Here is a 20,968-nt window from a genome sequence, read left to right on the forward strand (position 1 = left end):
TATTTCAATTAAAAAAGACGAGCTTTTGCTCGTCTCAGACCGTAGACAAAGGGCTAAAATGTAGTTTGTTTTAGCCCTTTGTCTTCTTTTCAGCGTGAAAGAAAACCTTTGCAGTCTAGGAAGGACGAGCAATGGAGCGGAGCGAATTTGACATTCGTGAGCACCAGCGCGCAGGACTGACACCGAATGCGAGGGTTTGTCTTCACGCTGGGACGAGCTTTTGCTCGCCTTAAGAACTTGGTGTTGTTGTTGGTCCCACATAGTAGCTGATAAATCCAATGATCATCAAGACTACAAAAATAAAGAGAATGAGTTTGAGCATTCTCATGGTTTATCCCCTCCCACTCATCTAACTTATCATATCTAGAAGAAGCGCTGCCTAAAATTTACATAAAAAAGACAAAAGCGATTCATCACTTTTGTCTTTTTCTCTTTATTCTGTAATCACTGTATGAATCAAAGTCGGAGCATCAGCCTGGTCAGCGATGCGGATGTTGTCATAAATTTTCTCCATGACATTCGCAACATCTTCACGATTTGCATGCAGCGTCACGAGAGATTCGCCTTTTTCTACACGATCGCCTACTTTTTTGTTGAGCATGATGCCAACAGATAGATCGATATCGTCTTCTTTTGTTGCACGTCCTGCTCCAAGAATCATCGCTGCAACACCGATTTCGTCTGCGACGATTTCAGCGATCACACCTGATTCTTTTGCCGGCACTTCGATTTGATATGGTGCTTGAGGCAGTTTTTCCGGTTGATCTACAATCGAGCCGTCTCCACCTTGGTTTTCTAAAAATTCCTTGAATTTCTCAAGTGCTTTGCCGTTTTTCATGACTTCAATTAGCTTTTCTCTTGCTTCATCAAGTGTCTCTGCTTTTTTCGCAAGAACGACCATTTGACTTCCTAATGTGAGCACAAGCTCGTTTAAGTCTTCAGGGCCTTCGCCTTTAAGCGTGTCAATCGCCTCTTTCACTTCAAGGGAATTTCCAATCGCTAATCCTAGCGGCTGAGACATGTCTGAGATGACAGCCATCGTTTGTCTGCCAACATTATTTCCGATACGAACCATTGCTTTTGCAAGCTTCTCAGAGTCTTCAGGTGTTTTCATGAAAGCACCTGCACCTGTTTTCACATCTAATACGATTGCATCTGCGCCAGCAGCGATTTTCTTACTCATAATCGAACTTGCAATGAGCGGGATTGAGTTAACAGTTCCTGTTACATCACGAAGGGCATAAAGTTTTTTATCAGCAGGTGTCAGGTTGCCTGATTGTCCAATGACCGCTACTTTATGACGGTTCACCAGCTCGATGAACTCGTCTTTTGTAATTTCAACATGGAAGCCTTTGACTGCCTCTAGCTTGTCGACAGTTCCACCCGTATGTCCAAGACCACGCCCAGACATTTTTGCAACAGGCACATCAAGTGCTGCAACAAGAGGAGCGAGTACAAGCGTTGTTGTATCGCCTACACCGCCTGTTGAATGCTTGTCTACTTTAATGCCGTCGATAGCAGACAGGTCAATTGTGTCCCCTGAGTTTGCCATAGCGAGTGTTAAATCTGCACGTTCTTGATCCGTCATATCTTGGAAGAAAATCGCCATCGCCAAGGCACTTGCTTGGTAGTCAGGAATTGTTCCGTCCGTATAACCTTTGACAAAGAAAGAAATTTCCTCTGAAGATAATTCTTTTCCGTCACGTTTTTTCGCAATGATATCTACCATTCTCATTGTTTTCACCATTCCTTTTTTAGTTTAGTAAATCAAACCGACAACGCCTGCTGTTAAGAAGCTGACGAGTGTTGCACCGAATAACAGCTTTAATCCAAAGCGTGCGACAACGTTTCCTTGTTTTTCATTTAAGCCTTTCACTGCTCCAGCAATGATACCGATAGACGAGAAGTTCGCAAATGACACAAGGAATACAGAAATGATCGCTTCTGTACGAGCAGTGAAATGAAGACCGTCGCCAGATAGAGCAAGCATCGCTACAAATTCGTTAGATACCATTTTGGTCGCCATAATACTTCCTGCTTGTACCGCTTCACTCCAAGGTACACCAACAAGGAAAGCAAATGGTGCAAACACATATCCAAGTACATCTTGGAAAGAAACACCGATGGCAGCTGTGAAAATGCCATTAATCATCGCAATTAATGCAACGAATCCAATCAACATCGCAGCCACAACAATGGCTACTTTGAAACCATCCATAATGTATTCGCCGAGCATTTCGAAGAAAGATTGTCTTTCTTCTTCTACGACTTCAAGCATGTCTTCGTCTTTAGACACTTCATATGGATTGATGATAGACGCAATAATAAATCCACCAAATAGGTTCAGCACAAGTGCTGTAACAACGTACTCCGGTTTAATCATTTGCATATACGCACCGACAATGGACATTGATACAGTCGACATCGCAGATGCACACAATGTATAAAGACGCTGTTGAGGTAATAATCCAAGCTGCTTCTTAATGGAAATGAACACTTCGGATTGACCTAAAATCGCTGACGCTACGGCGTTGTAAGATTCTAGTTTCCCCATTCCATTGACTTTACTAAGCAAATACCCAATTCCGCGTACGATCAGCGGAAGGATACGCCAATGCTGCAGGATACCAATCAAGGCAGAAATGAAGACGATCGGTAGCAAGACATTGATAAAGAAAGTTGACGCATTATCATTCATTAAACCGCCAAATACGAAGTTGATCCCTTCACCAGCATAGCCTAGAAGCATTTGGAATCCTTTTGCAAAGCCCCCGACTAGGAAGTTTCCAACACCTGTATTGAGCAGAATATAACCTAAAATAAATTGCAGTACAATCATGACAATGACTGGACGGAATTTCACTCGCTTTTTCCCGTTACTTGCCAGCCATGCAATGGCGAGAATCACCAGCAAACCGATAATACCAATGACGTATTTCATGTTTTTCCTCCTTGAATGAATTCGTTTACATTAATGTGCTTGTATGGAACAAACCCTATTTCGCAAACAAATTGCGGAAGAAAATCCCAGAAATGAGACCCTTCCGCATATGACTTTTTCATCATCTAATGAGTCATGATTGTTATCCTACCATAGGATCGTATGAATTAATAGTCTTTAGAAGGAGCTGATTGATCCCCTTTAATAATGGAAACGCCTGCACTGGCACCAATACGGGTTGCGCCTGCAGCTGTCATCGCTTCTACGTCTTCTTTTGTTCTCACGCCGCCTGATGCTTTGACACCGATGTCAGGTCCAACTGTTTTACGCATTAATGCGATGTCCTCAGCTGTTGCACCGCCTGTACTAAATCCAGTCGATGTTTTGACGAAATCAGCGCCAGCTTTTACAGAAAGTTCACAAGCTCGTACTTTTTCTTCATCTGTGAGTAAACAAGTTTCAATGATGACTTTCACTAAGGCTTTGCCTTTTGCTGCGTCTACAACGGCACGAATATCTTGTTCAACTGCATCATATTCGCCATCTTTCAATGCCGCAATATTGATGACCATGTCCACTTCAGTTGCACCGTTTTCAATGGCATCCTTTGTTTCAAATGCTTTCACTGCTGTGGTGTTTGCACCTAACGGGAAACCGATGACTGTACATACATCAACGCCTGTTCCTTCTAGTTCTTTCGCCGCAAGAGATACCCAAGTTGGGTTCACACAAACGGAAGCAAATTGGTATGTCTTTGCTTCTTCTAATAACTGCATGATCGCAGCTTTAGATGTATCTGGTTTTAGTGCTGTATGATCAATGAGCTTTGCTATTGTCATGATTCACACTTCCTTTTAAATATGATACTTTCATCTTAAATGACTATTGAACAATTGTAAATATAGTTATGAAATTTTGTTCATCTATTTTGTGACATTTAAAAGAGCTCTTGCTGTGTGCTGATCGATCACCAATACGTTCGCATATTTTCCTCTCAGCGCCCCATGGATAGAGGCAATCTTTCGATGTCCACCAGCCACAAGAATGGAGCGCTCTTTTGTTCTCAAATCATCCAGCTCCACACCGATTGTGCGATTGTTAATCGCTTCACTGCAAATGCGTCCTTCTTGATCATAAAAACGCGAACAGATATCTCCGACACTGGATGTCTTGAGCAGCGCCTTTTCTTCTTCACGGAAATAACCAAGCCTAAACAAAAGCGCCTCATCTCTTACCGTCCCAACAGTAAACACAGCGATATTTGCCTGTTTGCCCATTTCAATAATGCGCTGAATATGTCTGTCCTGTTCGACCATCTCTTTAACGGCGGCACTATCGAACACAACAGGCAGTGGCAAATAGCGTGGTGCCGTTTGAAAAGCTGATGCAAACAGCTGGATCGTTTCCGCAGAATATGTATTCACATGTGAATGGCTGATTCCGCCTTTCAGCTGAACAACTTCTACCCCTTTTACCTGTTTAGGTTGCATCTTTTGAGCAATTTGATACATCGTGGTGCCCCAGCTCACTCCAACGATATCGCCGTCTTTCACCGTATTCTGAAGATAATCTGCACCAAACCGGCTCAAGTAATCAGTAATCGTTGGATAATCGTCCTTTGGCGAAAATACCACATGAGCCTCGAGCAGATCATATTTTTCTTTCAGCAATAAGGACAGCTCATTTAAATCCTCAAATGGGTCCATCACTGTAATTTGGACGTACCCTTTTTCCTTCGCATACTGAAGCAGACGAGACACCGTTGGCCTCGACAGGTCAAGCTGCTTGGCGATTTCCTGCTGACTGTAATCAGATAAGTAATAGAGCCTTGCTGCTTCAATACTTAATTGCTGTTTCTCCCGATCCATTCGTACGCCTCCTTTTTTCCTCTATCATAACAAATTGTTCACTTCATCATGCACAAATGTTCATTTAAAGAAAATGGTGTAAGCTGCGTGAAAGGTCTCTTGCTTCTCTAAGGTTTGAATGCCGAATTTCTCCTTATACTGCCCGTTTGTCCCTTCCATATCAGCGATCCCATACCAAGGCTCAATACAAACAAAAGGAGCCATTGTTCCCTTTTCTTGATCATATGGAGACCAAATACCAACGAACGGAAAACCACTGAGATCGACCTCAACGCCGTGACCTGCTTGAGAAGTCAATGATACTTGATCAATATGACTAAAGATCATTGCATCGTTCTGAAAAAGTTCTGGGCGAAGTTGAATCGGCTCAAACTCAACACCTTTCTCCTTCTCTCTCACAAGTGAATCATGAAGTTCATATTGAACTGGATCATGTTCGGTGGAAGGTATCAATGTGAGTGAATAATCAGCTGTCTGCTCGCCTTCAACAAGCGGGACATGAAATGCCGGATGTCCACCAATCGAGAAATACATCGTGCCATCTCCTTCATGAACAATTTCCCAGGAAATCGTTAGTCCATTTTCCGACAGTGCATAACTGATGCGCGCTGTAAATTCATACGGATATTGTGACGTGTGACGGCCATTTGATTGATATTGATAAACCACCTGATCTTTTGCTTCTTCAAATAGTTCAAAATCAACATCACGCAAAAATCCATGCTGCGATAGTTGATACGTTTGATCGTCTATCTTGTATTGATCATCCTTCAACCGTCCGACAATCGGAAATAAGACGGGCGACACCCTGCCCCAATAAGCAGGGTCACCAGACCACATATATTGACGTCCACTTTCTTTATGAAGCACCTCTCTCACCTCGGCACCTCGCTCATTGATTTGAACCAATAACAGATCATTTTCAATCGTTTTCATTCAACACATCCCCTTTCCTTCTTCTTTTATTATGACAGGGATTTTCGGTTTGAGTATAAAAATAAGAATCCCTCAAGCCTTAGAATGTTTCTTCATATAAAAAAATTTTAAAAAAGACAGAAATTCGCCAACAAAATGTAATGCTGATTCGTCTAATCTTATATAAAATAAAAGAATCGTTGTTCTTTTGGAGTGACAACAAAAAAGACGCGTTTGACATTGATGGGGGATTCTTTTTCATGAACAGCAAGGAAAACCGTTTACGTTACATATTAGGATTAGATGGGCTGAGAGCTGTTGCCGTATTGGCGGTCATTGCTTATCACTTACATATTGAACCCGCAAGCGGCGGGTTTCTTGGCGTTGATTTATTTTTTGTGATTTCTGGTTACTTGATTACAACCATCTTGCTGCATAAGCAGGATTTGGGCTATCAAGAGCTTCTGCCTTTTTGGATGGGCCGCATCAGAAGGCTGCTTCCAGCTGCCTACGTCATGATTTTTTTAATCGTCAGCTGGTGCGCCATTGCTGGTTCAAATGCATTAATGTCCATTCGTGGCGATGCCTTATCGTCCTTTTTTTATGTGAGTAACTGGTGGTATATTTTTCATCAGCTCTCTTACTTTGACAGCTTCAATGCTGTATCTCCACTAAAAAATTTATGGTCTTTGGCGATTGAAGAGCAATTTTATCTCATTTGGCCGGTACTGTTGATTTCTGGACTGAAATGGGTGAAAAATAGATCCCATCTTCCTATGATCACCTTTGGTCTGGCACTTGTATCTGCTTTATGGATGGCCATTCTCTATTCACCGGATACTGACCCGAGCAGGATCTATTATGGAACAGACACACGTGCGTTTGCACTCCTCATCGGGTGCAGTCTTGCATTTGTCTGGCCCATGCACAGACTTTCCAGCAGAAAATTACTTCCTGTCGGCAGACGTATGTTACAAATAGCCGGATTCGGTTCGATGGTCATTTTCCTCTTATGTGTTTATGCAGTCGACGAATTTGACGGCTTTCTCTATCAAGGCGGTATGCTTTTATTCTGTTTGAATGCAGCGATCTTAATTGCGTGTGTCTGCCATCCTGCCAGTCTTATTGGGAAATGGCTGTCTTTTCAACCACTCGTTTGGCTCGGAAAGCGGTCTTATGGCATCTACTTATGGCATTATCCAATTATCGTGCTGACCACACCGGTCATTGAGATTGGACAGCCTTCCATGGGACGTGTCACATTGCAGCTCATCGCAATTCTACTCATATCAGAGGCTTCCTATCGTTTGATCGAACAGCCGATTCGTAAACTCGGGTTTAGACACTATTTTGCCTCTTGGTCGATTTGGAAAACAGGAATCAAGCAATGGTCTATGTCCAATAAAGTGTTTCTTGGGATTGCCGCAGTCCTTTTGATTTTATTTACCATTGGCATGTCTAGCTCGTCTCATACATCCCCGCATGCGCAAGAAGTCACACAAATTAAGACAGCGCCCCAAAAGGCAGGCGGTCAGACAGAATCAAAAGTGAAGAAAAAGAAAGACAAACATGAGAAAAAAGCAGCGGATCGTAAACAATTTCACCAAGTTCTTGCCATTGGTGATTCCGTCATGTTAGACATTGCTTCAAATTTAGAAAAGGCCTATGAATCCATCACCATTGACGCAAGGGTCGGAAGGCAAATGAACGAAGCCATCCGCATCGCCCCTCAATATGCTTCTTTTAACAAGGCTGATGCCGCTGTTATTATTGAGCTTGGCACAAATGGTTATTTTACAGAGGGGACTTTGACCTCATTCATTCAACATTTCTCGAAGGCACATATTTTTCTTGTGAACACTCGCGTTCCAAGAGCTTGGGAAAATGATGTGAATGCAGTCATTGAGCGTGTGGCCAATCAACACCACAATGTGAGCTTAGTCGATTGGCATTCAGCGGCTACCGGACAGCCATCCTATTTTCAGCCAGATGGTGTTCACCTTTCCACAAAAGGCTCTGACACATTGACTGAGCTCATTAAAGCCAGTATCAAGAAAAAAGGTGATGTGTCCTCGGCATCATAAGAAGACTAGCATCCTGTGAAGAGAGATTCAAAAAAGACATGCTTTCCTATGATTGGAGGCATGTCTTTTTTGTGATGGATGAGCACGGAGCTGCATTATGTTTTACTTTTAAAAGACCAAACGATGACAGGGATGAGAATTAACGATAAAATTCCTCCGCTTAAAGATAATGTAGCATAACTCGTATTCGCCATGACCATTCCTGAAAGGGCACCGCCAGAAGCACCTGCTAACGCAACAAAAACATCGAGTGTTCCTTGGGTTTTTGCCCGGTTTGATGGTTCTGTAGAATCCACTATTTGAGCAGTACCACTAATTAAACCAAAGTTCCATCCCAATCCAAGTAAAGACAAAGCAATGATTAATAGAATCATTGAATCACTTGGTGCGAATGCTGCTAATAAACCAGCAAGTAACAATGTGATGCCCGACGCTATGCTCATAGCTGTTCGTCCTAGTTTATCTACAAGTACACCCGTGATAGGTGAAGGAAGATACATGGCTCCTATATGAAAACCAATCACAATGCCCACTTCGGCTAATCCATGACCATGATGCTGCATATGCACCGGTGTCATGGTCATGAGTGCCACCATGACAATTTGAGTTAAGATCATCACTGTGGCACCTACTGTAAGCCCTTTTTTATCTGTTTTTTTATCAGCAGCATCTGGTTTATTTCCATGCCCATGTTCTGCTTTGTAAGTTGCTATTCTTCGGGCAATGTCTAATGGATCAGGACGCAGCAGAATAAAAAGGACAAGACCAGCTACAATAAATGCTACTGCTGATAAAATAAAAGGACCGGCAAGTGCTGGAACACCAATGGACACTGCAAATTTACCCATCACTTCAACTAAATTCGGACCTGCTACTGCTCCAAATGTTGTCATGACCATTGTTGTACTAATTGCAGTTGCACGCTGTTTAGAATTTGCTAAGTCCGTCCCAGCATAACGCGCTTGTAAGTTCGTGGATGTTCCTGCTCCGTAAATGAAGAGCGATGCAAATAATAAAATGACACTATTCATCATAGCTGCCAGCACAACGCCAATTGCTCCGAGCCCTCCAACAACAAAACCTGTCGATAAACCGATGCGTCGTCCATAACGTTGTGAAAGCTTTCCTACAATGAAAGCTGACCCAGCTGACCCCAAAGTAAATAAAGCGATTGGGACTCCTGCATAGGCTTCAGTTCCAAGCATTTGTTGTGCTAAAATGGCACCTACCGTAATTCCTGCAGCTATTCCAGCCCCTCCAAATATTTGCGATAGACTGACAACGAACAATACTCGTTTATATAATTTTTTCAATTTTTGGGGTGAATCTATATAATTCTTCACTACATCTTGTTCTGTATCTAGCACTTGTAAACACCCACTTGAGATTTATTTTTCAAATATAACCATTATGTCAGTTCAGTCTACAATCCTCGATTTGAATCTCTTTCACCTCTCGGCCATTTACATGGAGAGCAAGCTGTTGTTTTCGGATCATAGACACCTTGTTTTGAAATGGATCATGAATAAAGCGCCCACATGACTGACCTGTTCTTTTGAGCTGATGCGTATCTTTTGTCGTTTTCTTTTATGCTGTTAAAAGGCTGGCTCTCAATGCTAATGCGTGCTTTTCCTTCGTTTTTTGATCCACCAACGCAAAATCACCATTCTCATACGCTAATGAAAATAATTCTTCGATATGAAAAACACCTGCCTGCAACTGCCTACTCAATACATGCAGTGCCACAGCACTTGCGACTTGAGCCGTTGCTTGAGACTCATCGCGACCTTTTATTCCAAGCGCTGTTTGATGAATTTCGTTACCCTTCATTCCTACCGCTTCCACTTTCACTGCATATTGATCTGTACCCATTTGAGCAGATTGAATCAGTGAAATGGCTCGTTCCTTGATTTTCGGCATCGTGAGAAGGGACGTCATTCCGAGTTTCCTTGTGAGAGCAAATGCACGTGTCGCTACACCAGAATCAAAACAGAGCCTTGTTGTCACAGAAGGCACATGGAGCGTCGAAGGCAATGTTTGCTGGTCAGAGAAAGGAAACTGATAGGCTTGCCGCTTTCCAAGCTTTTTGCCAAAATCAATGCGTTTCCCTCCAGTAAAACTTTTGACTTTCTTTCGCTGATGATTCTTCGTCAGCTCATAATCCGTATGCACATGATCAAGCGTCCATTCAATAGCTGCTTTTCCATGCTGGTCACCGAGCCCAAGCATGATACTAATATCAATTTGCTCCACAGAGGTCAGAATAGATGCCGCCTTCGCTGCAAGCAAATTGGTGAGACCAGGTGCAAGACCTACGCTCAGCACAGCCGTTGCGTTCAATTGCTGTTGATGCACCTTTGCTAGCTTCTCAATATAGGCTCCTTTTGCCGAAATATCGAGATAATCAATACCTGACCGTAAGCATGTTTCAGCAAATGACGTGTCATCTTGATCCAGACACATGATCACGAGTTTCGTTTCATCCATCCAGTCCGTATCCATTGGTTGTCTTACGTCTATCTGAAATGGACGTACACGCCCATTCGTTTGGCGTGCAAATTGTTCAGCCTTCTCATAACTTCGGCCAGCCGCAAAGACTTGCCCAGGATACACGTCACTTAATTGAAGACATATTTGCTGCCCCACATGTCCATAACCGCCTATCACCATCACTTTTGACCTCATTTTCCAACCGCCTTTCTATCGCCTCTTTTACAAACAATCCCTTTGATCATGCCCGCTTGAAAATAAGGTCTGATGTCTTGAAATCCTGCTTCGGTTAATTGTGCTGTCATCTTTTCTTCAGACACGGGATATGTTGTGACACCCAGCCTTTCTCGGAAGGACGTAAACACTTCCTTTCCCAAGCCTTGACGCTTCATGAATAGAGAAAGCATATGAAGCTCCTGCTGAAATGTCGGCGTTTCCGGGTCTCCTTGAATAAACGCCAACACGAGAGGCGCCCCTGGTTGAAGCCGGCGGGCGATCTCCTGTAAAAAGGTCAGCTGATCTTTTACAAAATGAATGACAAGCAAACTTACTGCTGCATCGTACGACTTTTCAACCGGCACTTTGTCTAAGGCCATCTCATACCATGTGACGCGATCTTGCATATGAAGCTGTGCCACTCTGCGCTTGGCCATATCAAGCATGGATGGAGATGGATCAACCCCTGTGATATGCCAGTCTTTATTTCTTTGAAGCATGTTGATAATCTCTTCGCCCCCACCTGCTCCGACTGTTAACATGCGAGAAGCCGCTCCCATTAATTCGATTTCTACTCTATCCACTGTCAGCTCATGCAAAAGATGATAGCCCGGTACTTTATGTGCAATTGTCGCTGCATAGGATTCAGCAACAGGATCATGCCAATGTTGATTTACACTCATATGTCTTCCCCTCCAGTTTCCGCTTTGCTTCGTTTCCTTTACACTAACGGTATGTTATCTTCATTGTAAGAAGATAGATGAGAAAAAACGATCCCTAAAAGTAGGGATATTGAGGAGGAGATCAAATGAACAATCCAGCCGCTCATTTTCAGCAGCTGAGAAAAAACATTCGAGATGAACTTGCTGCTATCTGTGATTTTGATGCTGCCTGTATCACAACCATTGATCCAGCTACTCTCCTCTCGACGGGTTCTTTTACAGATGAACCGATTGAAGCCATACATAACGAGCTGTTTCAAAATGAATATTTAAAAAAAGATGTGCACCAGCATGAAGATCTAGCGAAAGGTCCTGTCCACGCTGCCAGTCTCGTCCAAAGCGGAGAATACATCAACAGTGGTCGATACCAGCACATTTTGTTACCTAACGGATGGGCAGATGAATTGCGGGCAGCCCTTGTAATTCAAGGTGAATGCTGGGGAATCGCCAGCCTTTATCGGAAAAAGGAGAAGGAACCTTTTCATGAACAAGATATACAAGCGGTTAGTCGCCAAACACCAGCACTCGCAGCCAAACTGAGAGATGAACTTTTTAAAAGAAGAGAAACGGAAGAAGATGAAACGGCGGAACACCAAGGCTTCCTCATTCTTTCACACGATTACCATCTTCTTTATGGAAATGAAACCGGACTTCATTGGCTCCACACCTTCCAAACCTTTGAGCAAATTCATGACGGTGCCATCATGCCCCGTCCGTTTAGAGCATTAGGTGCTAAGCTTTTATATGGCGGCGGTGACCAAACAGCGGTCAGCATCACCAGAATGCCGACAGGGCGTTTTCTCTCTCTTCAAGCATTTCGTTTAGCACAGGCAGCCGGGCAGGAAGAGGCTGCCATGATTCATATTAAGCGAGCTCAAACAAGTGAAATCCTTCCTTATATAGCGAAAACATATCGGCTGACAGAAAGAGAAATGAACGTCCTTGACTGTTTAATAAAAGGACAATCCACAAAAGAAATTGCCAGTACGTTATTTATCTCGCCTCATACGGTGCATGATCATGTAAAGGCGATGCTCGAAAAAACAAATTTGAACAGCAGACGTATGCTTGTTTACTTTTTCTCACACATATAAAAAAGCGGCTACCTCATTGGTAGACCGCTCTTTCTTTATTTTCCGATGACTCGCTCATGCAGGACATGTGCGACTCCTGCTTCGTTATTGGATTTTGTCACAACATCCGCAACTGCTTTGACATCTTCAATGGCATTTCCCATCGCAACGCCACAGCCCGCAAATTCTAGCATCGACACGTCGTTCCCATTGTCACCAATCGCCATCACTTCTTCACGAGAAATCCCAAGTTCATGCGCTAGAAGCTTCACGGCATTCCCTTTGCTCACATCAGGATGAAGAATTTCTAGGAAGAAATCTGTGCTTTTTACCATCATGTACTGATCCTTCACTTCAGATGGAATGGCTTGTATCGTCTTTTCCAAACGTTCCGGCTGATCTATATACATCATCTTCGGAAGTCTCATGGATGGGTCTGCCTCTTCGACAGGTAAATACTTAAGCGGCAATTTCGTTAAATACGATTCAAGTACCGTGTATTCACTAATATCCCGATTTGGTGTGTATAGATGAGCCGAATCGAAATAATGCATAGGTGTATCCAGCTGACGGCTCAGTTCATATAAAGAAGTCAAATCATCATAGGATAAAGTTAATTCTGATACGACTTCATTTGTATGGCTGTTTTGTACAAGCGCTCCGTTATAGGCGATGACATAATCCCCCTCTTGATCAAGCTGCAGCTCTTTTAAATAGCGGTGCACCCCGCCAATCGGCCGGCCTGTACATAAAACAATTTTAACGCCTTCTGCCTTCGCCTGTTGAATCGCAGCAAACACCTCATCCGGCACCATATGCTGATCATTTAATAACGTACCATCCATATCAATTGCGACTAATTTATACATTCACTGCTCCCCTTTTCTCAGCAAAACGCGCTGTCACTATTTTGAGTGATCATCTACATGATCACATACTGTTCATCATACTATGTACCTATTTTAGCCTATCGTTTTTTTCTCACGCTGTCTACTTGTTCCTATCTGTAACAAAAAATCACTTCATCCTCATCTATTATAACCTATTCTATAGAATCCGCTGTGAATAGAAGAGACCTGTCATTTTAAGAGTATGAAAAGGAACAAATGTTCATCGGAGAATATTTTGAAACTAGCAAATCTAATTGTATGATGGATAGCAAAGAAAGGAGGTGAAGGGAATGATTACATTTACGAGAGGAAAATTGTCAAAAATGTCTGGTGTACATATTGAAACCATTCGTTTTTATGAAAATGAGGGTGTGCTCCCCGAGCCTAAGAGAGCACATAACGGCTATCGTTTATATGATAAAAAATATGTACTCATGCTATCCTTTATCACTGAAGCAAGAAAGCTAGATTTCTCACTCAAAGAAATTCGAGAAATTATCACGTCACTATTCGAGAAACAGTCGAAAACAGAAGCGGAACAGCTGCTCGAACAAAAAGTAGAAGATATTCAAAAATCCATTCAAGAATTAAAAAAGAGGAAGGCGGCCATTCAACTGTTAACGAAACAAACATTAGCTAACATTAGTTAATTGTAGAGACTGCCAAAGATGTGCCGGTATTTTTTACTGGCACCCCTCTGCGCCTAGCTGTTAAGTACACGTTGTATGAAAACATCAGGTATACTAGAGACAGCTTGACGTGACATCAATCGTATGAAAGGGGTTATGAATAGAATGAAAATAGCAACCATTGGAACAGGTGTGATTGTGGAAGGTTTCCTCCAGGCAATTGAACAGCTTGAAGGTGCTTCTTGCCACGCTGTCTATTCAAGAAAGGAAGCTACGGCAAAGAAACTCGCAGATCAATTTGGGGTGCAAACGACTTATACGGATTTAACCACTATGTTAGAAGATCCCCACATAGAAGCGGTATATATCGCATCACCCAATCGTTTACATAGCGAGCATGCTACGGCTGCATTGAAACACGGAAAACATGTGATTTGCGAAAAGCCTTTTACCTCTAATGTGAAAGAGCTAGAAGCCTTAATCGCTCTCGCAAAGGAAAAGCAGCTCTTCCTATTTGAAGCCATTACGACCGTTCATATGCCCAACTATCATTTAATCAAAAAACACCTTCATCAATTAGGCAGAATCAAACTCGTTCAATGTAACTATAGTCAATATTCAAGTAAATATAATCAGCTGCTCGCCGGGGAAACGCCGAATGTCTTTAACCCAGAGTTTTCTGGCGGTGCCCTCATGGATATTAACATTTACAATGTTCATTTCATTATGAATCTATTTGGTTCACCGAAAGACATTCGTTATCAGGCCAACCGCCATCCAAACGGCATCGACACATCGGGTGTTTTAACTTTTACTTACAATGATTTCATCGCCACAAGTGTTGGCAGCAAAGATACAAGCAGTATGAATTTCGCTTTGATTCAAGGGGAAAAAGGGTTCCTGCATGTGAAAAATGGTGCGAATGGCTGTGAGGAAGTGTTGCTGCATATAGGAGAACAAGTCACTTCACTCAATGCACAAACCAATTCAAACCGCCTGTTTTATGAAGCAGAAGCATTTCAGCATATCATTGAAACAGGAAATGTCGAAAAGTGTTATGAATGGCTTGATGACAGTCTTTCTGTCATGAAGGTTCTTGAAGCCGCTAGGAAAGACGCCGGTATTGTTTTCTCAGCGGATCATGCTTAAATAAAAAAACCGCCTTCTGACGAAAAGGCGGTTTTTTGACATTAGATACTCTTTGAATATGCCACTAGACGCTGAGACATATGATTCACTTCATCAACTGAAGCGTTCACTTGCTCTGTTAAAGCAGCCTGTGTTTGCGTAAGAGCTGTCATATTGGAGATATTTTCAAGAATTTGATCGATTTGTGTTTTCATTTCAGTTAAACTAGATTCGATATTTTCTGTCGCATTGGCACTATGAAGCGCTAGCTTACGTACTTCATCGGCAACGACTGAGAAACCGCGTCCCTGCTCGCCTGCTCTTGCTGCTTCAATTGCGGCATTCAAACCAAGCAGATTCGTTTGGTTTGCCACTTCTTTGATTAAGTCTGAAATGTTCTTCGTCTCATCTGCACTGTTTTTCGCCAGATTAGCAGCAGACGTTGACTGCTCTTGGGCGACAGCGAGCTCTTGTGCTTGGTTTGTTACAGAACTGATGCCAGATACCATTTCACTAATAGAACTTGAAAGCTGCTCTACTTGAGAAGCCATTTCATGGGCTGTTTTTTCTTTATTTTTTTCTAACGTAATATCACGAATCGTTCCTGCGACACGTAAAGGGACACCCTTCTCATCACGAATGGTTTCACCGCCCGCATGATACCAGCGGTACTCGCCATTTTTACTCTGCAATCTATAATCAATGTCAAATGGTGTACGGCCAGAATGATCATTTAAGTGATCCGCAAAAGCTTGGAGAGCCGATTCTTTATCTTCAGGATGCAAACGATCACTCCAGCTGCTCAACACGTTCGGGAAATCCTTTTCATCTGTAAAACCAAGCGTTTTTCTAAACTGCGGAGACCACCAGAATTCATTGTTTGGATTGACAGGATCGCCAGCCTCTACAACCATATCCCAAGGCGCTTCCACAAGCGCACGGTTGATCAAGTCATATCTTGTCACGAATGCTTGCAGCTCTTCTTCTTTCAATTTCTGATCATGAATATCAAAAAGAGCTCCTGCCACACGAAGAGGTACCCCATTTCGATCTCGAATCGTCGTTCCAGTTGCTTTGAACCAGCGATACTCGCCATTTTTCAACTTCAGACGATATTCGATATCATACGGTGTACGGCCAGAATGATCCAATAAATGCGTAGAGAATGCATTCAAGGTGTATCCCTGCTCATCTGGATGAATTCGAGATGCCCAGCTGTCTAAGACATTCGGAAAATCGTTTTCATTTTGAAAACCTAGCATTTTGCGGAAATCGTCTGTCCATGTGAATTCGTTTTTTGGATTCACAGGATCTCCTGCTACAACCGTCATATCCCATAGACCCACTTGAATCGCTTTTGTCACTAAATTCATACGCATATGAATATCTTCTTGCACTTCTTGCATCTTTTGCAACGCTTCATTTATTTGAGCCACTGCTTCTATTGTTTGACTAGAAGAGAATGCAGCAGTATCAATTCTGGCTGAAAAATCTCCCTTCTCAATTCGTTCAACTAATTGACTGCTTTCACTAAGAAGGGCTTCCGACGATGAATCACTTGCTTTTCTCATAAACATCTTCAATAACTCCTTTCATTCTTTCATACATTTTTGAAATATTTTACATTTATAAACAATTCTTTATTAGGACTTTAGTAATACAAAAGATATATCGACAAAAACTGAAAATTGTTTATGTCAGAATGAAGGCAAATGTTCATTTTTTCACGAAGTTTTAGATTTTGGGGATGGGTCATGGAAAAGATTTATGGAAGAAAACGGCTCAATTGATAGAATCAACCGCCTATTTTGTCTGAAAAATCTCTTTTTTTATATTGACACTGACCGCTCGAAAAAAGAAAATGGAACATAAGCATTTTAAAAAAGGAGAACGTCATGAGCGCGAATCAGGAACAACACGAATTAAAAAAGCTTTTATCGCCGCGTCATATTCGCATGATTGCGATGGGCGGGGTCATTGGTACAGGAATCTTTAAAGGAAGTGCCGATACAATCGGCTTAGCAGGTCCTGGAGTCATCTTTTCCTATGTATTTGCTGGATTGCTTCTTCTCATTGTCATGGCGGCTTTAGCTGAAATGGCCATCGTCTACCCGGGGAATAACCTTCGCGACCTCATACAGATTGCGCTTGGTCAACGTTTTTCATTTGTTGTAGGATGGGTTTACTGTTTTATGTGGCTCACTGTATGTGTCATTGAAATCATTGCAGCGGGCAGTTTGCTTCAATATTGGTTGCCGAACGTACCATTATGGTCTTTATGTTTACTTTGCTCGCTCTTAGTCATCGGAATTAATTTAAATAATGTAAAATACTTTGGTGAAATTGAGTTTTGGTTCGCTGGAATGAAGATTTTCGTTATTATTGTGTTTATTCTTCTCGGTGCTGCATTATTATTTGGAATCATTCCGAGCGAACAAAGCACGCCTGTTCTCACCAATTACCAAAACTTTGTCCCGAACGGATGGGGTGCTGTCTTTGCCTCATTATTAGTGGTGATCTTCTCGTATGGAGGCTCTGAATTGATCGGGCTGACCATTACAGAAACAAAGGATGCAGAAAAGGTATTACCTGGTGTTGTCAAAAGTATGATGTGGCGCATCATCTTGTTTTACACACTGCCGATTTTGATTATTTGTGGACTCATTCCTTGGAATCAAATTGATCCGAATAACAGTCCTTTTGTCCAAGTCTTTTCAGCAGCTGGCATGCAAGGTGCCTCTCACTTCATTAATTTCGTCTTAATTACAGCCGTTCTATCTGCCGCCAACTCTGGTATTTACGGCACGACGAGAATGATTCATTCTCTATCTAAATCAGACGGCGGTCCAAAAAAGCTGGCACAGGTCAACAAAAGAGGTGTACCTATTTTAAGTTTATGGGTGACCGTTCTATTTCTTTTAATCGGAACATTCTTTGCTTACTTGTACCCAGATCAAATTTTCAGCTATATGCTGGCTATCCCTGGTTTTGCGGTTTCTCTTATTTGGATCAGCATCTGTCTGGCTCATTTGAAACTGCGTCCAAGATATCCGCAGGAGCCGTATTTCAAAGTTTGGTTATTCCCGTATTTCACTTTATTTGCTGGTCTTGTACTCAGTGTCAGTTTTGTTCTGTTCCTATTCAGACCAGAGAACTTACCTAGCTCGATTATCAGCATCGGTTTCTTAGCAGCCGCCATCATTGCTTCATTCTTAATGAAAAAGAAAGCTTAGAAACGCAAGCAAAAACCCGCCTCAGTGGCGGGTATCAGATTGTTGATAAAGGGCTAAAATGAACTTGATTTTAGCCCTTTGTCTTCTTTTCAGCGTGATAGAAAACCTTTGCAGTCTAGGAAGGACGAGTACTGGCGCGGAGCGAATGTGACATTCGTGAGCACCAGCACGCAGGACTGACACCGAATGCGAGGGTTTGTCTACACGCTGAAACCCGCCTCAGTGGCGGGTTTTTTCATGAGCAGCTGCTGTGACTTCGAAATCAACAGACGCTTTTGGGATGCCGTTGATGATGATGGTTAATGTATGAATGCCCTCATAGTGCTTTCTCGTTGTCATATTTTGAAACGACTGTGACCGGACAAATTCTCTATACAGCGCAGATCCTGTTTCAAATTCTGTGATTTTAAATACCTTTTGATTGCGTGTACCACGAGCTTTCACGTAATCAACGGCATACTCTACGCGCAGCTTTAATGGCTTATCAACCTGAAGAATAAAATGAAAGGTCAGCTTCTCTCCAATACGAACGGGGTCTTGCGTCACCTTCAAATCCGTTACTTGGATAGACGGATCATCTCCATAGCCAAATAAAGCCATGATATCTGGATCTCCTTTTTTTAATAACGTACGGGATGCATGTTTGACAATCCAGTTTGTATGTTCATTGGTTCCATACCAGCTTTTGACCATTTGCTTCATGAGGTCTGGCTGAATTGCAGAAATATCATTTAAATGATTCGCTACACTTTTTTGCACATACTTGGCCGAATCTGACTTCAAATTTTCTAAAATGGGCAGCGTGACAGAAGGGTCCTTTTTCAGCGCAGGGACGGATAATCCCCACGGCAAACGAGGCCTGCATCCTTCACTAGCGAGACGGCGAATATGTTCATTTTGATCCTGTGACCACACAAGCATCTGCGCCAGCATTTTCTCTTGATCTTGAATGAGAAAAGGTCGAACGGCAAATTCAGCAGTGGAAAACGGTGTAAAGAATTCAAGTGCTTTGATCGAGATATCCCAATGGTCAACACCATATGTCTCGACGTAGTCTGGAAATACAAGCGCACTGAGCCCTGTAAAATGCGGTGCTGTCTGAAGCAGTACATCGATTGCCTTCTCATAATCCTCAGGCAGACAGGCGTGCATCGATTCAGTCACTCTTCTCATTCGTCCTTTTAACTCCAGCTGCTCCCAATCCTCTTGAAACACGAGCTGCTGAAAGTGATCAGCATCAAATACAGTTGACGCTTGCGCCAGTTTTTCTGCTAAATGTTGAATAAATGGTTCATTATATACATGTTTTAATGGTTCGATCATGTCCGCCTCCCATAGCTCAATATCATTATTTTATCCTAAATTGTCAAAAGCGGCATAACAACAAGCCAAAAACAGCCCAATCCCGAAGAATTGAGCTGTTGTCCCGTTATATAAACATATTTATGATCATAATAAATGCAATGGCGCTAACGGAAATGATGGTCTCCATAGCCGTCCATGTCAAGAACGTCTCTTTAATAGTCATACCAAAATACTCTTTGATCAGCCAAAAACCAGAGTCATTGACATGAGACAAAATCAGTGAACCCGCTCCTGTTGCTAAAACAAGCAGCTCTCTGCTCACATCCGGCATGGATGCAGCGATTGGGGCTACAATTCCGGCCGCTGTCATCATGGATACTGTAGCTGATCCTGTTGCCACACGAATAACCGCAGCAATCAGCCAGCTAAGTAAAATCGGTGAGATTGGGGAGTGTTTGGCTAAATCAGCAATATAATCCCCAACGCCTGAATCGATCAGTACATTATTGAACGCTCCGCCTGCACCAATCACAAGCAGAATGGAAGCGATCGGTCCCAAACAATCGTTACTGAATGACAGCACTCGGTCACGGCTCATCCCTTGTATAAAGCCAAGACTAAAGAAAGAATACACTGTCGCAATCAATAAAGCTGTTATGGGATCTCCAATGTACTTGAACATCTGATACCACATACTATCCTCTGGCAAAATAATATCCGCCAACGTGGCAAGCAGCATAAGAATGACCGGCACCAAAATGGTAAACATCGTATTCGCAAAACCAGGAAGCTTTCGATCAGCATTTCGTTCCGTGAATTGCTTTCTGAGCAGCTCTGGAACTGGTTTATGTATCCGCTTTCCAATCCACTTACCGTACAGCGGTCCAGCAATAATAGCTGTTGGCAAACCGACGATGATTGAAAAGAAAATCGTTTTTCCCACGTTGGCATGATAGATGCCTACTGCTGCCATGGCAGCTGGGTGAGGCGGAACTAGCCCATGCACAACAGACAATCCTGCGATTAATGAAATCCCAATCGTCACGAGCGAAATGCCCGTTTCAATTGCAATGGTAAAGAGTAAGGGAATGAGAAGAACGAATCCGACCTGGAAAAAGACAGGTATCCCCACGATAAAGGCTACAAACATCATCGCCCAATGCACATTCTTCGTCCCAAAACGACTGATGAGTGTTTGAGCTATCCGCTCAGCGCCCCCTGACTCAGCCATCATTTTCCCAAGCATGGTCCCAAGCGCTAGCACAATCGCCAGTAACGATAACGTGTTCCCTAATCCCGTTTTAATCGATTGAATGATTTCCTGTAAATCCATTCCTGTAGCAAAGCCTACTAGCATAGAGGTAATGATCAAACTCACAAACGGATTCAACTTAGCGACTGTAATGAGAATGAGTAAAAGGACAATCGCCGCAATCACAATGAATAAAAGCATGTTCTCCCACCTTTTCCCCGA

Annotated in this window: 17 protein-coding genes; 5 read left to right on the plus strand and 12 right to left on the minus strand. The window is 42.6% G+C overall.

The window, feature by feature from the left end; all coding sequences use genetic code 11:
* Positions 1 to 433: 433 nt before the first annotated feature.
* The 5 genes from M2369_RS07530 to M2369_RS07550 form a co-directional block, all read right to left on the minus strand.
* Entirely contained in the window at positions 434 to 1,735 is a 1,302-nt protein-coding gene (locus M2369_RS07530; protein WP_259253922.1) for a pyrimidine-nucleoside phosphorylase, read from the minus strand.
* 24 nt (positions 1,736 to 1,759) lie between these two features.
* Complete coding sequence (locus M2369_RS07535) at positions 1,760 to 2,941, minus strand: NupC/NupG family nucleoside CNT transporter (protein WP_017358632.1); 1,182 nt, start codon at positions 2,939 to 2,941, stop codon at positions 1,760 to 1,762.
* Between the two features lie 167 nt (positions 2,942 to 3,108).
* The gene (gene deoC, locus M2369_RS07540; protein ID WP_007498018.1) at positions 3,109 to 3,780 is read right to left on the minus strand and encodes a deoxyribose-phosphate aldolase; all 672 of its coding nucleotides are present in this window, start codon (positions 3,778 to 3,780) and stop codon (positions 3,109 to 3,111) included.
* An 84-nt stretch (positions 3,781 to 3,864) separates the two neighbouring features.
* Entirely contained in the window at positions 3,865 to 4,809 is a 945-nt protein-coding gene (locus tag M2369_RS07545; protein WP_047947036.1) for a DNA-binding transcriptional repressor DeoR, read from the minus strand.
* Between the two features lie 60 nt (positions 4,810 to 4,869).
* Complete coding sequence (locus tag M2369_RS07550) at positions 4,870 to 5,745, minus strand: aldose 1-epimerase family protein (RefSeq protein ID WP_193803936.1); 876 nt, start codon at positions 5,743 to 5,745, stop codon at positions 4,870 to 4,872.
* A 239-nt stretch (positions 5,746 to 5,984) separates the two neighbouring features.
* Here M2369_RS07550 and M2369_RS07555 point away from each other — a divergent pair, with 239 nt between their 5' ends.
* On the plus strand, positions 5,985 to 7,808 hold the full coding sequence (locus tag M2369_RS07555; protein WP_193803938.1) for an acyltransferase family protein: 1,824 nt from the start codon (positions 5,985 to 5,987) through the stop codon (positions 7,806 to 7,808).
* A gap of 95 nt (positions 7,809 to 7,903) precedes the next feature.
* On the opposite strand, the gene M2369_RS07560 is transcribed toward M2369_RS07555, so the two are convergent.
* The 3 genes from M2369_RS07560 to M2369_RS07570 form a co-directional block, all read right to left on the minus strand.
* Positions 7,904 to 9,175: an MFS transporter gene (locus M2369_RS07560; RefSeq protein ID WP_259253923.1), complete on the minus strand. Its 1,272-nt coding sequence runs from the start codon at positions 9,173 to 9,175 to the stop codon at positions 7,904 to 7,906.
* Between the two features lie 220 nt (positions 9,176 to 9,395).
* Positions 9,396 to 10,493 carry a saccharopine dehydrogenase family protein gene (locus M2369_RS07565; RefSeq protein ID WP_251185138.1) on the minus strand — a complete coding sequence of 366 codons (1,098 nt, stop codon included), beginning with the start codon at positions 10,491 to 10,493 and terminating at the stop codon, positions 9,396 to 9,398.
* Positions 10,490 to 11,197, minus strand: coding sequence for a class I SAM-dependent methyltransferase (locus M2369_RS07570; RefSeq protein ID WP_138279179.1), 708 nt, complete (start codon positions 11,195 to 11,197; stop codon positions 10,490 to 10,492). Before M2369_RS07570 ends, M2369_RS07565 begins: the two co-directional genes overlap by 4 nt.
* Before the next feature lie 125 nt (positions 11,198 to 11,322).
* On the opposite strand from M2369_RS07570, the gene M2369_RS07575 reads away from it, so the two are divergent.
* Complete coding sequence (locus M2369_RS07575; protein ID WP_159145253.1) at positions 11,323 to 12,330, plus strand: helix-turn-helix transcriptional regulator; 1,008 nt, start codon at positions 11,323 to 11,325, stop codon at positions 12,328 to 12,330.
* 35 nt (positions 12,331 to 12,365) lie between these two features.
* On the opposite strand, the gene yidA is transcribed toward M2369_RS07575, so the two are convergent.
* Entirely contained in the window at positions 12,366 to 13,178 is an 813-nt protein-coding gene (yidA, locus tag M2369_RS07580; protein WP_024719208.1) for a sugar-phosphatase, read from the minus strand.
* 311 nt (positions 13,179 to 13,489) lie between these two features.
* Here yidA and M2369_RS07585 point away from each other — a divergent pair, with 311 nt between their 5' ends.
* Both M2369_RS07585 and M2369_RS07590 read left to right on the plus strand, forming a co-directional pair.
* Entirely contained in the window at positions 13,490 to 13,849 is a 360-nt protein-coding gene (locus M2369_RS07585) for a MerR family transcriptional regulator (RefSeq protein WP_007498034.1), read from the plus strand.
* A gap of 144 nt (positions 13,850 to 13,993) precedes the next feature.
* On the plus strand, positions 13,994 to 14,977 hold the full coding sequence (locus M2369_RS07590) for a Gfo/Idh/MocA family protein (RefSeq protein WP_259253924.1): 984 nt from the start codon (positions 13,994 to 13,996) through the stop codon (positions 14,975 to 14,977).
* A gap of 41 nt (positions 14,978 to 15,018) precedes the next feature.
* Here the strand turns inward: M2369_RS07590 and M2369_RS07595 are convergent, their stop codons facing one another.
* Positions 15,019 to 16,533 (minus strand): methyl-accepting chemotaxis protein, encoded by a 1,515-nt coding sequence (locus M2369_RS07595; protein ID WP_259253925.1) that lies wholly within the window; start codon positions 16,531 to 16,533, stop codon positions 15,019 to 15,021.
* 318 nt (positions 16,534 to 16,851) lie between these two features.
* On the opposite strand from M2369_RS07595, the gene M2369_RS07600 reads away from it, so the two are divergent.
* Positions 16,852 to 18,189 carry an amino acid permease gene (locus M2369_RS07600; protein WP_024719206.1) on the plus strand — a complete coding sequence of 446 codons (1,338 nt, stop codon included), beginning with the start codon at positions 16,852 to 16,854 and terminating at the stop codon, positions 18,187 to 18,189.
* Positions 18,190 to 18,408: 219 nt separating this feature from the next.
* On the opposite strand, the gene M2369_RS07605 is transcribed toward M2369_RS07600, so the two are convergent.
* Complete coding sequence (locus M2369_RS07605) at positions 18,409 to 19,509, minus strand: DNA alkylation repair protein (protein WP_396126107.1); 1,101 nt, start codon at positions 19,507 to 19,509, stop codon at positions 18,409 to 18,411.
* 109 nt (positions 19,510 to 19,618) lie between these two features.
* Positions 19,619 to 20,947 carry a GntP family permease gene (locus M2369_RS07610; RefSeq protein WP_039164961.1) on the minus strand — a complete coding sequence of 443 codons (1,329 nt, stop codon included), beginning with the start codon at positions 20,945 to 20,947 and terminating at the stop codon, positions 19,619 to 19,621.
* Between the last annotated feature and the right edge of the window lie 21 nt (positions 20,948 to 20,968).

The organism is Bacillus sp. JUb11, assembly GCF_024807925.1.
Classification (GTDB): domain Bacteria; phylum Bacillota; class Bacilli; order Bacillales; family Bacillaceae; genus Bacillus; species Bacillus altitudinis.